We start from the raw sequence: 14,356 nt of genomic DNA on the forward strand, positions 1-14,356 counted from the left end.
AGGGTCGAAAGGCGTTGGCGGGGCAACGCCGATCATTCTTCATCCTTTAACGCAGACCACCTGGCGCAGGGTGTGCACCACTTCCACCAGCTCGCGCTGGGCATGCATCACGGCGTCGATGTCCTTGTAGGCCATGGGGATCTCGTCGATCACGTCCTCGTCCTTGCGGCATTCCACATGGGCGGTGGCGCGGATCTGGTCGTCCACGGTGAACAGCTTCTTCGCCTTGGTGCGGCTCATGGTGCGGCCGGCGCCGTGGCTGCAGGAGCAGAACGCTTCCTCGTTACCCAGGCCGCGCACGATGAAGCTGCGCGCGCCCATGGACCCCGGGATGATGCCCAGCTGGCCCTTCTGCGCCGATACCGCGCCCTTGCGGGTCACCAGGACTTCCTGGCCGAAGTGCCGCTCCTTCTGCACGTAGTTGTGGTGGCAGTTCACCGCTTCCAGGTTGGCCTCGAAGGGTTTCTTGATCACCGTACGCGCCGCCGCGATCACGGCGTGCATCATCAGTGCGCGGTTCTGCTTGGCGAAGTCCTGGGCCCAGCCCACGGCCTCCACGTAGTCGTCGAAGTGCTGGCTGCCTTCTTCGAAGTAGGCCAGGTCGCGGTCCGGCAGGTTGGCGATGTGCTGGCGCATATCGGCCTGGGCCAGTTCGATGAACAGGCTGCCGATGGCGTTACCCACACCGCGCGATCCGCTGTGGAGCATGAACCAGACGCGCTGGGCCTCGTCCAGGCAGACCTCGATGAAGTGGTTGCCGGTTCCCAGGGTTCCCAGGTGCTTGCGGTTGTTGGTCTTCTCCAGGCGCGGGTACTTGTCGGTGATCACCTTGAAGCGCCCGGCCAGGGCCAACCAGGCGTGGTCCGCCAGCTCCGGCACGTCTTCCCAGGCGCCCTTGTCTCGACCACCGCGGGACACGCTGCGCCCATGGGGCACGGCCTTCTCGATGGCGCTACGAAGGCCGGCCAGGTTGTCCGGCAGGTCGGAGGCGGTCAGCGAGGTGCGCGCGGCGATCATTCCGCAACCGATGTCCACGCCCACGGCGGCCGGGATGATGGCGCCAACGGTGGGGATCACGCTGCCGATGGTCGACCCCTTGCCCAGGTGCACGTCCGGCATCACGGCCAGGTGCTTGAAGATGAAGGGCATCTTCGCGGTGTTGATCAGTTGCTTGCGCGCGTCGTCCTCCACCGGTACGCCCTGGGTCCAGAGCTTGATCGGTTTGCCGTCGGCGACTTCCAGCAGGTTGTAGTGCTTTTCCATGGTTCCTTCTTTCCTTTCAAAACGGCGACAAGTCAGGTGAAACGGCATCGCGCTCTTTCCGATTGAGCTACGGCCCCGGAGAGCCGGCGGGAGTCGAACCCGCAACCACGACGTCCTGTAGTTCCACCGGCATTCGCCGGGCAAATTCGGTTGGCCGCCTGGGCGGCCGAGGTGCAGCGACAAGGGATGTGGACATGAATTGCTCTACCCGCTGAGCTACCCGTTGCCGGGGCGGGGCTCGAACCCGCGACACATGTAATGCCCGTTGCATTCGCTGCCGACCCTTGCGGGCACCTCAAAAACTACCTGCGTTGCCATCGCGGCGTTAAAAACACACTCAAAATGCTCATTTACACCGCGTAAACTGCGCTTTTTCGCCTGTTTTTGCCTTGCGCTGGCGGCCTCGCCTACGTTTTTGAGGCGCCCTTGCGGGCCGTGGTGAAACAGGTGCGACGACAAAAGGTGGTGAAACGTTTTCGTGTTCTACCGTTGAACTACGGCCCCGCAGTATTGGAGCCGACGGGATTCGAACCCGCATCTCGACCGTGGAAGGGTGTAGTTCCACCGGCATTCGTCGCAAAACTCAAGGTGGCACGACAAGGGAAGGTGACTGTTCCGCGTTGCCGCGGGCCGGAATCGAACCGGCTCAACCGATGTACAGCCACCTGCATTCGTGCCGCGCGCTACGGTGACAAGGGTGTGCAGGGACATCGGTGATGTAGTCCCGGCTGCATTCGCCGTCTCGCGCCTCAACACATTGCGGGCCCCGCCCCATTGCGGGGCCCTTGATTACTCCGTATCGCTACAGCTCGGTCGCCTCGATCAGCTCGACCCAGTGCCGCGCGCCGTATTCGCCACTGGCGAACTGGGCGATCACATCGAATACCGCATCGCCGAAACCGCCGACGTTGAGGATGTCCGCCTGCTCCTGCGCCTGGGTGGTGCCGTAGGGCTGGATGTCGATGCAGACCATCTTCGCCTTCGGGTTCAGCCGCTTCAGCTGCTGCCACTGGAGCATGGTTTCGGTGGCGCCGCGCCGCTTGGCGTCGATCCAGGATTCGTTGTCCGAAACCAGGATCAGCGTGTCCACCTTGGCCTTCTCCTTCACCAACTGCGCCAGCGGTGCCGAGCAGTTGGTGCCACCGCCGCCGATCGAGGCCAGCTTCTGTGCGTTGCTCATCACGCTGTCACGCGGGTTGAGGCGCACGTCCACCACATGGTTCTCGAACGGCATCACCCGCGCCGCCGGCTGCTTGCGCAGCACCGCCGCCGCCACCAGGGCCGCCACGTCGATGCAGCGCACCGTGCTGGTGGCGCCCGGGCGGTAGCCGGTGGCCGGGCTCTGCATGGAGCCGGACACGTCCGGGCACACCACCACGTTGCCGCTCAGCGCCGGCACGTTGGCCAGCGACAGTTCCAGGGCGTCCTGCAGCGCCTCGCGCACCGGTCCCGGTACGTCGTTGCCGGCCATCGTGTAGGCGGCCAGCAACTGGTACGGGTAGACCCGTGACTTGGCCACCGCTTCCCGGTCCGCCAGCCGCGCGGCAACCGTATAGGCCGCGCCAGGCAACTGGAACACACCGTGGCGTGCCAGGGTGTTGAGGTTCATCCGCAGGGCCTGCCAGCCCATGCGCTGTGCCTGTTCCAGCCATTGCGCGGCGCTCAGCTGGCGGTCGCCCAGCAATTGGAAGGGCACGTCCGGCAGCTCGTCGCTGGCGCCGCTGCGGAAGGCCAGCAGGGCGCGGGTCAGCGGCGGCAGCGCGTCGGCATCCGCCGGCTTGCCGAGTACCCAGGCGAAGAAGGCTTCACGCCAGGCTTCGCTCGGTTTCGGGTGGACCATCTTCAGCACGTCCGCCAGGGACGGCTGGTTGCCGATCGCCGCCTGCAGCAGTTGGCGCTCGCTGGCGCTGTTCAGCCAGTCCTGCACCAGGCGCTTGGGCTGCGTACCGAGCGACTTGCGACCGGTCACGCCGCTGCGCAGGATCTGCACGAAGTTGCGCAGCATCTTGCCGTTGTCTACTACCTGGCCGAAGACGGCCGGCAGCAGGGAGGAGCGTTGTGCCGCCAGGGCGGCCACCAGCAGGGCCGGCATGTCTTTCATATGGCCGGCACGGCGGGCGTACACGGCGGTCTTCGCCACGAAGGCCGCGTCCAGCTGGGCCACCAGGGCCAGCACCTCGGCCAGTTGCTCGGGGGCGTCGGCGTAGAAGGTCTGGTTCAGGCAACCGGTCATCGCCAGTTGCGCCAGCTTGTGCTTCGGTTGCAGGGCGTAGGCGCCGGCCTTGCTGCGGTTGTACGTATCCACTTGCGGCAGGGTGGCTGCCTGGGTGTTGAAGAGGGCGGTGTTGGCCATCGTGGCGTCTCGCTCTGTTGGTCCTTTCGTTGACAGGGATATAGCGAGCGGCGTGCCAGTTTCGTTGATGAGGATGAAAATATTTTTCAAGCAATTGATTTTTAAAGATTTTATTTTTACGGCGGGTGATTCAAGGATTTTGCCCAGCGGGCTTCGATAAAGATATCCATATTCGTGGATATACGAATTTATATTTTTAGATAAACTCGCCGCCACCGATGCGCCATCGACAAGGACATGCCATGCGCTTTTCACTTTTCCTCATCTCCAGCCTGTTCGCCTGCCTGGCCCAGGCCGCGCCACTGCCCGAGGTGCACGAGGGCGACATCATCTTCCACCAGTCGCGCTCGGCGCAGAGCCTGGCGGTGCAGCAGGCCACCCATTCGCGCTACAGCCACATGGGGCTGGTGCTGGCGCGCAACGGCACGCTGCAGGTGTTCGAGGCCGGCGCGAAGGTGCAGTACGTGCCGCTGCAGCATTGGATCGCCCGGGGCGAGGGCGGCCATTACGTGATCAAGCGCCTGGCCCGCGCGGATGAACTGCTGACCCATGACGCGCTGGTGCGCATGCGCGAGCTGGCGGAGGGCATGCGCGGGCGTCGCTATGACCTGGCCTTCGAGTGGAACGACCAGCGGCTGTACTGCTCGGAGCTGGTGTGGAAGCTCTACGAGCGCACCCTCGGCCTGCGCCTGGGCGAGCTGCAGCGCATCCGCGACTTCGACCTGAGCTCGCCGGTGGTGAAGGCGAAGATGCGCGAGCGCTACGGCCAGGACATCCCGCTGGATGAGACCGTGATCTCGCCGGTGGCGATCTTCGAGTCGCCGCAGCTGATCACCGTGGCGCAGGAGTGAGCATGGCCCGCAAGACCGTCGCCATCGGCTTCGTCGGCGCCACCCTGGATCGCATGGGCAAGGGCGCCGAGCGCTGGAACAAGTGGCGCCCGAGCGTGGGCCTGTGCCAGCAACCGGACCTGCTGGTGGACCGCCTGGAGCTGATCCACGGCAGCGATGCCCGCGACCTGGGGCTGTCCCAGCGCATCAAGGGCGACGTTGAGCAGGTGTCGCCGCAGACCGAGGTGCGCCTGCACGAGATGCCGCTGCGCAACCCCTGGGACTTCGAGGAGGTGTATGGCGCGCTGCATGACTTCGTCAGCGCCTACCGCTTCGATACCGAGCACGAGGACTACCTGGTGCACATCACCACCGGCACCCACGTGGCGCAGATCTGCTGGTTCCTGCTTACCGAGGCGCGCTACCTGCCGGCGCGCCTGGTACAGACCTCCCCGGCCCGTCGTCGCGACGAGGACCGGCACGCCATCGGCACCCACTCGCTGATCGACCTCGACCTGTCGCGCTACGACCGCATCGCCTCGCGCTTCCAGCGCGAACAGCTGGAGAGCCTGGCGTTGCTCAAGTCCGGCATCGCCACGCGCAACACGGCGTTCAACCGCAGCATCGAGCAGATCGAGCGGGTGGCACTGCGCTCCCGCGCACCCATGCTGCTGGTGGGGCCGACCGGGGCGGGCAAGTCGTTCCTGGCGCGGCGAATCTTCGAGCTGAAGGATGCGCGTCACCAGATCAAGGGCCGCTTCGTCGAGGTGAACTGCGCGACCCTGCGCGGCGACGGGGCGATGTCGGCGCTGTTCGGCCACATCAAGGGGGCCTTCACCGGGGCGCAGAACGCCCGCGATGGCCTGCTGCGCGCGGCGGATGGCGGCATGCTGTTCCTCGACGAGATCGGCGAGCTGGGCCTCGACGAGCAGGCGATGCTGCTCAAGGCCATCGAGGAGAAGCGCTTCTTCCCCATGGGTGCCGACCGCGAGGTGGAAAGCGACTTCCTGCTGATCGCCGGCACCCACCGTGACCTGCGTACGCGGGTGGCCGAGGGGCTGTTCCGCGAGGACCTGTACGCGCGCATCAACCTCTGGACCTTCGAGCTGCCGGGCCTGGCCGGGCGCCGCGAGGACATCGAGCCGAACATCGATTTCGAACTGGAGCGCCACGCCCGCGAGCAGGGGCGCATGGTGCGCTTCAACGCCGAGGCGCGGCGCCGTTACCTGGCCTTCGCCTGCTCGGCGGAGGCGCGCTGGGCGGGCAACTTCCGCGAGCTGTCGGCCTCCATCACGCGCATGGCGACCCTGGCCGACAGCGGTCGCATCGACGAGGCGCTGGTGCAGGAGGAGATCGACCGCCTGCGCTACGCCTGGGGCGCCCAGGGGCAGGCGGATGACGGCCTGGCGACGCTGCTCGGCGAGCGGCTGGTGGAACTGGACCGCTTCGACCGCCTGCAACTGGCGGCGGTGGTCGCGGTGTGCCGCGAGGCGAGCAGCCTGTCCGAAGCGGGGCGGCTGCTTTATGACGTATCACGGCAGGCCAAGGCGCAGCCCAATGACGCGGACCGGTTGCGCAAATACCTGGGGCGGTTCGGCTTGGAGTGGAAGGACCTGGCCGCCGGCTGAGGTGGCTTGATCGTCGTGCCAGCCTCGACTCCGCTTGGTGGAGGTAAAAAGCGACCTCCACCCTACGCAGCGGTCATGCCCATTCGGTGGGGACGCATGTGTAGGCGCGACTTCAGTTGGGCTCGGCTATCCTTTGCGCCTTTCGCAACCCCGCCGAGCAAGGACCGCCCATGAGCCTTACCCAATCCTCCGAGCCGCTGCGCACCTGTTGCGCGGTGGGAGAACCCTGCGTTTATCCCTCGCGCGCATTGGACCCGTTGCGGGGCATCGGCCCGGTTCCGGTTCCGGTTCCGGTTGCGCGCGAGCAGCTGGGAGGGCAGGCCTGATGTTCACCCACGACGAACTGCAACGCCTGCGCCAGCATGAACTGGCGCCCTTCGCCGGGCGGATCATCCACCAGGCGCGGCCGCCGATCACCGATGCAGAGCTGGCGGAGGTGGAGGCGCGCCTGGGTCGCGCGCTGCCGCCCTCCCTGGTGCGGCTGTGGCGTGTCGCCTATGGCGGCCGGCTCGATTACGACTTCCAGGTGGACTACCAGGGCCACCTGCACGCCTTCTCCCTGAGCGAGCTGTTCTTCCCCGGCAGCGATGGCTACAACGACCTCTGGGGCTGGATCGAGCACGAGGAGGAGGGGGCCCGGGCGTTCGCCGAGCACGAGGGCCGCGAGTGGGACGGGCGGCTGGCGTTCCTGCCCGTGGGCGGCTTCGAGTACCTGGAGCGCATCTACGTCCGTGTCGAGCCGGGCGAGGATTTCGGTGCCGTCTATGCCTGGAGCCAGGGCTTGCCGCCGGCCTGGTCCATGCGCCTGCACGAGGACTCCTTCACGCGGGTGGCGGATGATTTCGAAGGCTTGTTCGCCCAGCTGGTGTACTACCGCGACCCCTTCGAAGAGGGTGCCGATGGCACCGGCCTGGAGCTGGACGAGGCGCTGGACCCGCTGGCCATCGAGGACGCCGCTCTGGCGCAACGGCTGCGGGCGGGGATGAGTGCGCTGGTGCAGGACTGGCGCGGCGCCCTGGACGACGGCCGGCTATCGGTCGAGCCGGCCTTGCAGCGCCTGGCCCTTGAGCATGCGGTCGAGCACGACGACGAGGCGCTGTTGGCGCGCCTGGCGGGCGAGGGTGTCGACCTTGGGCAACTGATCCGGGGTGGGGTGAATGCGCCGGTCTACGCCCGCCTGCTCAAGCGCGAAGCGTTGCTGGCCTGGTTCGCCGGGCACGGCATCGCCGAGCGCCAGCGCGATCAGTAGTGGTACCAGCGCAGTTGCAGCATCACCTGGTTGTCGTTGCCGCCGAGCTGGCTGAACGAGCGTTCGGCGGAAAGTCGCAGGCCCAGGTCGGTGCCCAGCTCCCATTGCTGGTTGAGTGACAGGCGCCGGCGCACCTCGCCGTTGTGGAAGTAGTCGCCGGCCGCCTCAAGGCTGAGGGTGCCCAGGCCGTTGCGCCACAGCAGCCCGGTGTCGAAGCCGCCGGCCCCGGCGACGAAGGCGCCGAAGTCCGGGTTGTGTTCCACGCGGGCGGTGGCCAGAGCGTAGTAGAGGGTGTCGTCCCCCCATTGCCAGCTGCCGCCCACGCCACCGTTGAGATGGCTCACCAGCGTCTCGTCGCCATCCTTGCCGGGCACCCGTTCCAGGCCTCCGGCCACCTGCCAGGACCAGGGCTGCAGCAGTTGGGTGCGCGGGGTGAGCGAGCGGATGGTGGCGAAATCCAGCTGCTGCAGCTGCCAGTGGTTCTGCTCGTACTGGCGCAGCTTGAGCTGGAGGATCTCGATCTGTGCGCCGAGGGGGAAGCCGGCGAGGTTGTCGTTGAGGTCGTGGTAGGCCATGCGCAGGCCGTACTCGGCGAAGGCGCGGTCCTCGCGGCTGCCGAGCCCCAGTTGCCAGGTGCGTGATTCGTGGCCTTCCTCGGGCAGCGGCGGGCGCTCGGCCTGCAGTGCGGGGGGCGGGTTCTGGTTGATCGCCCGCAGCAGCTGGAAGCTGCGCTGCGCCCGTGCGCCGCTGCGTTCCTCGCCGGTGGAGCGGTAGCGCTCCAGGCGGAAGGCGGCGTCCTGGATCTGCGCGCGGCGCGGGGCGTGCAGTGCGCGGAAGGCCGGGTCGTCCAGCAGGCTCTCGTCGTCGGCCAGGCGCAGGACCCAATCCTGCTCGTCGCTGTCCAGCGGCGCCGCGCGGGCCATCAGTTCCTTTTCCCGCGAGGGGCGGTAGTCGATCCGCTCCACCAGCCCGGCATGCTTGATGGCACGCACGGTGTCGGTGGGGATGGCGGTCAGCGGGAACTGCTCGGTGAGCTCGATGCCGGGGCGGGCGATCTCCAGCAGTTCCAGCAGGCGGTAGGAGCAGTTCTCGTCGAAGAAGAAGTAGTCGAAGCGGACCTGGCGCAGCTCCCATACGTGCTCGACCATGCGCCCGGTTTCCTCGGCGCTGAGGTTGAGGCGGTACTCCCAGAGGTCGCGGTTCTCCAAGCGGCTGTATTCCTTGAGCTTGTCGCGGTAGGGCACCAGGGCGAAGAGCCCGGGGTAGCCGCCCATCAGGCCCTTCCAGGCATAGAGGATGCTGTTGTCGGCGCCCTCGATGAAGGCGCCGAAGTTGAGGGCGTAGCTGAGCAGGGCGGTGTTGTTCTCCTGTACGTCGGGCTGGTCGATGCGCAGCAGGGTGTGGCCGAACATGGACGAGGGGCTGTTGAGGTAGGCCGCCGGGAAGATCAGCACCGTGCTGTGGGGATTGATGTCGTGGTACCAACTGGCGAATTCGCTGCAGGCAGGGGCCGGCAGGTCGGTGAGCTGCAGCCGTTCGCGGAGCCAGCGCGTGCGCGCCGGGTAGCGGCATTGCGGGTGGCGGTCGCCGAGGCTGGCGTCCTGGTACAGGGCCGCGACCGTGGCGGTGAGTTCGGCCGCGGGGTCGCTGTCGCCCGTCTCGGCGAGGAAGAAGCGTTCGTCGTCGACGTAGCTGCGCCAGCCGCCGAGCTTGCCGGTTTCGTAGTGGCCGAGGGCGATCCAGTACGGGTCTTTGGCCAGGCGCTGCAGGGTTTGCGGGGGGATGGCGGGGGCCGCCATCAGGTGCGTGCAGGTACAGAGGGCCAGGAGGGAGAAGGTCCGTTTCAACAGCGCTGCTCGCTTTCGCCTTGGAGTGGGATGGGCGAGCTTTGGCGATGCCCGCCACGGGTGTCAAGCAAGGTCAGAAAGGACGATTGCGCAAGCCCTCGCACGCTTTTGCGAAGCGCCTCGCGCCGCGCCCCGCCAAGGGCGGAACGCCTTGCAACGCGGACGAAGGCGGCGCCAGAATGCGGCCATGTTTCCGCGTCGCCAATAAGGATTTCCGATGCCCGATCCTCTCGTCGCCTCCCTGCGCCTGGCGCCCGATGCGCTGACCCGCCCCTTCGACTCCAAGCAGTTCGCCTTTGCCACCACCGACGATCTCGAACCCTTCCGTGGCGTGCTCGGCCAGGAGCGCGCGGTAGAGGCCCTGCAGTTCGGCGTCGCCATGCCGCGCCCGGGCTACAACGTCTATGTGATGGGCGAGCCCGGCACCGGTCGCTTCTCCTTCGTGCAGCGCTACCTCAAGGCCGAGGGCAAGCGCCTGGCCACGCCGATGGACTGGGTCTACGTCAACAACTTCGACGAGCCGCGCGAGCCGCGCGCCTTGCAGTTGCCGCCCGGCGAGGCGAGCGCCTTCAGTACCGATATCGGCCAGCTTGTGGATAACCTCCTGGCCACCTTCCCGGCGGTGTTCGAGACGCCGACCTTCCAGCAGAAGAAGAGCGCCATCGACCGTGGCTTCAACCAGCGCTACGACCGCGCCCTGGATGTGATCGAGCGCCTGGCGCTGGAGAAGGACGTCGCGCTCTACCGGGACAGCGCCAACATCGCCTTCACTCCGATGAAGGATGGCAAGGCGCTGGACGAGGCCGACTTCGCCCAGCTGCCCGAAGCCGAGCGCGAGCGTTTCCACGAGGACATCTCCAGCCTGGAGGAGCGCCTCAACGAGGAGCTGGCCAGCCTGCCGCAGTGGAAGCGCGAGTCCAGCAACCTGCTGCGCCAGCTCAACGAGGAGACCATCACCCAGGCCCTGCAGCCGCTGCTGGCGCCGCTTTCCGAGAAGTACGCGGAGAACGCCGGGGTGATCGCCTACCTGCAGGCCATGCAGGTGAACCTGCTGAAGACCGTGGTCGACCAGATGCTCGACGACAAGCCGGACCTGCAGCGCCGCGAGATGCTCGAAGAGCAGTACTGCCCGAGCCTGGTGGTCGGCAACCCCGCCAGCGGCGGTGCGCCGGTGGTCTTCGAGTCGCACCCGACCTACGACAACCTGTTCGGCCGCATCGAGTACGGCACCGACCAGGGCGCGCTCTACACCAGCTACCGCCAGCTGCGCCCGGGGGCGCTGCACCGTGCCAACGGCGGTTTCCTGGTGCTGGAGGCGGAGAAGCTGCTGAGCGAGCCCTTCGTCTGGGACGCGCTCAAGCGCGCGCTGCATTCGCGCCAGTTGAAGATGGAGTCGCCGCTGGCCGAGCTGGGGCGCCTGGCCACCGTGACCCTGACGCCGCAGGTGATCCCGTTGCAGCTGAAGGTGGTGATCATCGGTTCGCGCCAGCTGTATTACACGCTGCAGGACCTGGATCCGGACTTCCAGGAGATGTTCCGCGTGCTGGTGGACTTCGACGAGGAGATCCCGCTGTCGGAGGAGACCCTCGAGCAGTTCGCCCAGTTGCTCAAGACCCGCACCTCGGAAGAGGGCATGGCGCCGCTCTCCGCCGCTGCCGTGGCGCGCCTGGCCACCTACAGCGCGCGCCTGGCGGAAAACCAGAAGCGCCTCTCGGCGAAGATCGGCGACCTGTTCCAGTTGCTCAGCGAAGCCGATTTCGTGCGCCAGCTGGCCGGCGAGAAGGTGACCGACGCCGAGCACATCGAGCGTGCGCTCAAATCCAAGGCCACGCGCACCGGCCGGGTTTCGGCGCGCATCCTCGACGACATGCTGGCGGGGATCATCCTCATCGACACCGACGGCGCAGCGGTGGGCAAGTGCAACGGCCTCACGGTACTGGAGGTGGGCGACTCGGCATTCGGCGTGCCGGCGCGGATTTCCGCCACCGTGTACCCGGGGGGCTCGGGCATCGTCGACATCGAGCGCGAGGTCAACCTTGGCCAGCCGATCCACTCCAAGGGCGTGATGATCCTCACCGGCTACCTCGGCAGCCGCTACGCCCAGGAGTTTCCGCTGGAAATCTCGGCGAGCATCGCGCTGGAGCAGTCCTACGGCTACGTCGACGGCGACAGCGCGTCCCTGGGCGAGGTCTGCACCCTGATCTCGGCGCTGTCGCGCACGCCGCTCAAGCAGTGCTTCGCCATCACCGGTTCGATCAACCAGTTCGGCGAGGTGCAGGCGGTCGGCGGGGTCAACGAGAAGATCGAGGGCTTCTTCCGCCTCTGCGAAGCGCGCGGGCTGACCGGCGAGCAGGGGGTGATCATCCCGCAGGCCAACGTCGCCACGCTGATGCTCGATGAACGCGTGCTGCAGGCCGTGCGCAATGGCCAGTTCCATGTCTACGCGGTGCGTCAGGCCGATGAGGCGCTGAGCCTCTTGGTGGGCGAGGCTGCCGGCAGCCCGGACGAGAAGGGCCGTTTCCCCAAGGGCAGCGTCAACGCCCGGGTGGTCGAGCGCCTGCGCGAGATCGCCGAGATGGGCATGGAGGAGGAAGAGAAGCCCGACGCCGCCAAGGAGGTGGCCGCCGCCCTGGAGAAGGCGCCGGCACCCGCCAAGCCGCCGCGCAAGGGCCCGAAGAAGGAACCCGGCAAGAAGACCCCGCCCGACGACAAGGTCCAGGGCCCGGCATGACCAGGCGATGACCGGTCACGGCGCCGCGCGGGTGCCGTGGCTGGTCAGTCATTAAGCGGCGTAGAGCCGCTCAGCGCTGGCGCTGGTCCGACAGACTTTTCACCACGGCATCCACAGGCTTATCCACAGCTGGCGTGGATAAGATTTCCTCGCTTTCCCAGGGCCCCTGTCAGGTGTAGGCTGGCCCAAGGTCTTCGCGAGGAACGTCGTCATGTCCCGCAACCTCTGCCTCACCCGTCAATGCCTGGGCATGGTCACCCGCATCGAGTGCGTGATTCTGCCGCTGGCCGGAGGGAATGGACTCTGGACACTCATCTGCGCTGCCGGGATTTCGGGAGCGCAGCCGTCGGCGATCAAGGCGCAGGGCCCATTCCACGGGCCTTTCGTCGCTGAATCGGTGCTTTCGGCGATTGCTTCCTGCCTGGCCGAGCTGGGCTACTGCGCATGCGAGGACCCGCTGATCTGGCGCCTCCATGTGCAGGGTGAACTGCGTCGGCTCAATGGTGAGCGCCCTCGCAGCCCGGGCGCGTTCCTGTCCCGGCCGGAGACCTGAGCGGGCATCGGCTGTGCAGCTTTTGCGCAGCCTGCGGCGAGCCCCGGCGAACGCTGGGCAGCGCCATCCTTCCCAAGACAATTCACAGGGTTATCCACAGCTCCTGGGGATATTTCGAGGCATTACGTGCCTGTTTTTCTGTAGGAATGTGCTCGCTATACTCGCCGCCAGTTTTGACTCTGGATGCGAGGCTTCATGGAACGCTTTTTGGAAAACTCGATGTATGCGGCGCGCTGGTTGCTGGCGCCCATCTACTTCGGCCTGTCCCTGGCGCTGCTGGCGCTGTCGCTGAAGTTCTTCCAGGAGGTCTATCACGTCCTTCCGCACGTCTTCGAGAAGACCGAGGCGGAGCTGATCCTGGTGCTCCTGTCGCTGATCGACATGTCGCTGGTGGGCGGGCTGCTGGTGATGGTGATGATCTCGGGCTACGAGAACTTCGTCTCCCAGCTGGACATCGACGAGGGCAAGGAGAAGCTCAGCTGGCTGGGCAAGATGGACTCCGGCTCGCTGAAGATGAAAGTGGCCGCGTCCATCGTGGCGATCTCCTCTATCCACCTGCTGCGGGTGTTCATGGATGCGCAGAACATCGATAACACCAAGATCATGTGGTACGTGGTCCTGCACATGACCTTCGTGATCTCGGCATTCGCCATGGGTTACCTGGACAAGATGACCAAGCACGATCACTGATCGCGCCGCCGCTCCACCATGACCGCCCGTCAGCGTCCCGCTCGCGGGCGGTCGTGTTTCTGCCCGGCGGTTTTGATCCTGTACGGAAACTGTATTTAACTTTTCCCTGTACAGATCCCGCCGAGGTGACGCCATGAACCTGCAGACACTTTCCAGCGAAGCCCGCGCCGGGCATGTCGATGGGCTCGACCTGATCTCCATGGAGGGGGGCATCTACCTGTTGCAGGCCCATATCGAGGGGCGTTGCCACACCCTGGACGATGGCCGTGGCCATGCGATGCAGCTGCGCTCGGTGGAGCATGCACGGGGGCTGTTGCATGAGTTGCCGCGCATGCCGTTCTACCTGGTGCACGCCTCGGTGCATGACGAGATGTGCGGTATCGCCCCGGATGATCGCGGTGCGCTGCGGGTGCCGTTGTCGATGGGCGCCCGGCACTGATGGCGGGGGGATAGGGCCGGGAAGGGGGCTGTGCTAGTCTGGCCGGCCTTTTTTCCGGAGCGGAGCCCCGGCCATGTCCGAACTCGAATTTTCCACCGATGAAACCCGCGTCAGCTACGGTATCGGCCGCCAACTGGGCGACCAGATCCGTGACAATCCCCCGCCCGGCGTGAGCATCGACGCTGTCGTCGCCGGCCTGCGCGATGCCTTCGCCGGCATCGAGAGCCGTGTCGACGGTGCCGCGTTGTCCGCCTCCTTCAAGGTCATCCGCGAGCGCATGCATGCCGAAGCCCAGGCCAAGGCCGATGCCGCCGCTGGCGAAGGTCGTGCCTACCTGGTGGAGAACGCCAAGCGCGAGGGCGTCACCCAGCTGCCGTCCGGCCTGCAGTACGAAGTGCTGGTCGCGGGCGAGGGTGCCAAGCCTTCCGCTGAAGACACCGTGCGCACCCATTACCATGGCACCCTGATCGACGGCACCGTGTTCGACAGCTCCTACAACCGTGGCGAGCCGGCCGAATTCCCGGTGGGCGGCGTGATCGCCGGCTGGGTCGAGGCCCTGCAACTGATGAACGCCGGCAGCAAATGGCGCCTGCACGTGCCCAGCGAGCTGGCTTACGGCGCCCAGGGCGTCGGCAGCATCCCGCCGCACAGCGTGCTGGTGTTCGACGTCGAGCTGCTGGAAATCCTCTGAGTCTTTCGGAGTGATCGCCGGGCGCGTCGTCCCTGACGGCCCGGGAGCCGGCGGAGGCGCCTCTGCCTCCGCATACACGGCC

General features: G+C 66.5%; 11 protein-coding genes. 8 read left to right on the forward strand and 3 right to left on the reverse strand.

Annotated elements, in window-relative coordinates; translation table 11 throughout:
* Positions 1 to 39 precede the first annotated feature (39 nt).
* Complete coding sequence (locus tag WFQ67_RS07795; RefSeq protein WP_337056540.1) at positions 40 to 1,263, reverse strand: RtcB family protein; 1,224 nt, start codon at positions 1,261 to 1,263, stop codon at positions 40 to 42.
* An 802-nt stretch (positions 1,264 to 2,065) separates the two neighbouring features.
* Complete coding sequence (locus WFQ67_RS07800; protein ID WP_337056541.1) at positions 2,066 to 3,616, reverse strand: TROVE domain-containing protein; 1,551 nt, start codon at positions 3,614 to 3,616, stop codon at positions 2,066 to 2,068.
* Between the two features lie 242 nt (positions 3,617 to 3,858).
* Here WFQ67_RS07800 and WFQ67_RS07805 point away from each other — a divergent pair, with 242 nt between their 5' ends.
* The 3 genes from WFQ67_RS07805 to WFQ67_RS07815 all read left to right on the forward strand — a co-directional run bounded on the left by WFQ67_RS07805 (position 3,859) and on the right by WFQ67_RS07815 (position 7,323).
* Complete coding sequence (locus tag WFQ67_RS07805) at positions 3,859 to 4,467, forward strand: YiiX family permuted papain-like enzyme (protein WP_337056542.1); 609 nt, start codon at positions 3,859 to 3,861, stop codon at positions 4,465 to 4,467.
* A 2-nt stretch (positions 4,468 to 4,469) separates the two neighbouring features.
* A complete protein-coding gene (rtcR, locus tag WFQ67_RS07810; protein WP_213628464.1) occupies positions 4,470 to 6,074 on the forward strand; it encodes an RNA repair transcriptional activator RtcR in 1,605 nt (534 codons plus the stop codon).
* Between the two features lie 325 nt (positions 6,075 to 6,399).
* Positions 6,400 to 7,323, forward strand: a complete 924-nt coding sequence (locus WFQ67_RS07815) for an SMI1/KNR4 family protein (RefSeq protein ID WP_337056543.1) — start codon at positions 6,400 to 6,402, stop codon at positions 7,321 to 7,323.
* On the opposite strand, the gene WFQ67_RS07820 is transcribed toward WFQ67_RS07815, so the two are convergent.
* Positions 7,317 to 9,122 carry an Lnb N-terminal periplasmic domain-containing protein gene (locus tag WFQ67_RS07820; protein ID WP_337056625.1) on the reverse strand — a complete coding sequence of 602 codons (1,806 nt, stop codon included), beginning with the start codon at positions 9,120 to 9,122 and terminating at the stop codon, positions 7,317 to 7,319. The two genes, WFQ67_RS07815 and WFQ67_RS07820, sit on opposite strands and share 7 nt — an antisense overlap.
* A gap of 265 nt (positions 9,123 to 9,387) precedes the next feature.
* Here WFQ67_RS07820 and WFQ67_RS07825 point away from each other — a divergent pair, with 265 nt between their 5' ends.
* From WFQ67_RS07825 to WFQ67_RS07845, 5 genes are all read left to right on the forward strand, one after another.
* Positions 9,388 to 11,901, forward strand: a complete 2,514-nt coding sequence (locus WFQ67_RS07825; RefSeq protein ID WP_337056544.1) for a Lon protease family protein — start codon at positions 9,388 to 9,390, stop codon at positions 11,899 to 11,901.
* A gap of 211 nt (positions 11,902 to 12,112) precedes the next feature.
* Positions 12,113 to 12,454 carry a PA4575 family protein gene (locus tag WFQ67_RS07830; RefSeq protein WP_173173407.1) on the forward strand — a complete coding sequence of 114 codons (342 nt, stop codon included), beginning with the start codon at positions 12,113 to 12,115 and terminating at the stop codon, positions 12,452 to 12,454.
* Between the two features lie 195 nt (positions 12,455 to 12,649).
* Positions 12,650 to 13,144 carry a TIGR00645 family protein gene (locus tag WFQ67_RS07835; protein ID WP_173173406.1) on the forward strand — a complete coding sequence of 165 codons (495 nt, stop codon included), beginning with the start codon at positions 12,650 to 12,652 and terminating at the stop codon, positions 13,142 to 13,144.
* A gap of 133 nt (positions 13,145 to 13,277) precedes the next feature.
* Positions 13,278 to 13,583: a DUF6482 family protein gene (locus WFQ67_RS07840; protein ID WP_111259733.1), complete on the forward strand. Its 306-nt coding sequence runs from the start codon at positions 13,278 to 13,280 to the stop codon at positions 13,581 to 13,583.
* A 73-nt stretch (positions 13,584 to 13,656) separates the two neighbouring features.
* Positions 13,657 to 14,274, forward strand: a complete 618-nt coding sequence (locus WFQ67_RS07845) for an FKBP-type peptidyl-prolyl cis-trans isomerase (RefSeq protein ID WP_111259734.1) — start codon at positions 13,657 to 13,659, stop codon at positions 14,272 to 14,274.
* Positions 14,275 to 14,356: the final 82 nt, after the last annotated feature.

This window comes from Pseudomonas sp. USHLN015 (assembly GCF_037153275.1).
GTDB classification, from domain to species: Bacteria; Pseudomonadota; Gammaproteobacteria; order Pseudomonadales; family Pseudomonadaceae; genus Metapseudomonas; species Metapseudomonas tohonis.

Coding starts and splice junctions, on each gene's coding strand:
- WFQ67_RS07820 (WP_337056625.1), bottom strand. CDS start 9,122: ATGGCGGCCCCCGCCATCCCCCCGCAAACCCTGCAGCGCCTGGCCAAA.
- WFQ67_RS07845 (WP_111259734.1), top strand. CDS start 13,657: ATGTCCGAACTCGAATTTTCCACCGATGAAACCCGCGTCAGCTACGGT.
- WFQ67_RS07830 (WP_173173407.1), top strand. CDS start 12,113: ATGTCCCGCAACCTCTGCCTCACCCGTCAATGCCTGGGCATGGTCACC.
- WFQ67_RS07835 (WP_173173406.1), top strand. CDS start 12,650: ATGGAACGCTTTTTGGAAAACTCGATGTATGCGGCGCGCTGGTTGCTG.
- rtcR (WP_213628464.1), top strand. CDS start 4,470: ATGGCCCGCAAGACCGTCGCCATCGGCTTCGTCGGCGCCACCCTGGAT.
- WFQ67_RS07840 (WP_111259733.1), top strand. CDS start 13,278: ATGAACCTGCAGACACTTTCCAGCGAAGCCCGCGCCGGGCATGTCGAT.
- WFQ67_RS07795 (WP_337056540.1), bottom strand. CDS start 1,263: ATGGAAAAGCACTACAACCTGCTGGAAGTCGCCGACGGCAAACCGATC.
- WFQ67_RS07805 (WP_337056542.1), top strand. CDS start 3,859: ATGCGCTTTTCACTTTTCCTCATCTCCAGCCTGTTCGCCTGCCTGGCC.
- WFQ67_RS07825 (WP_337056544.1), top strand. CDS start 9,388: ATGCCCGATCCTCTCGTCGCCTCCCTGCGCCTGGCGCCCGATGCGCTG.
- WFQ67_RS07815 (WP_337056543.1), top strand. CDS start 6,400: ATGTTCACCCACGACGAACTGCAACGCCTGCGCCAGCATGAACTGGCG.
- WFQ67_RS07800 (WP_337056541.1), bottom strand. CDS start 3,616: ATGGCCAACACCGCCCTCTTCAACACCCAGGCAGCCACCCTGCCGCAA.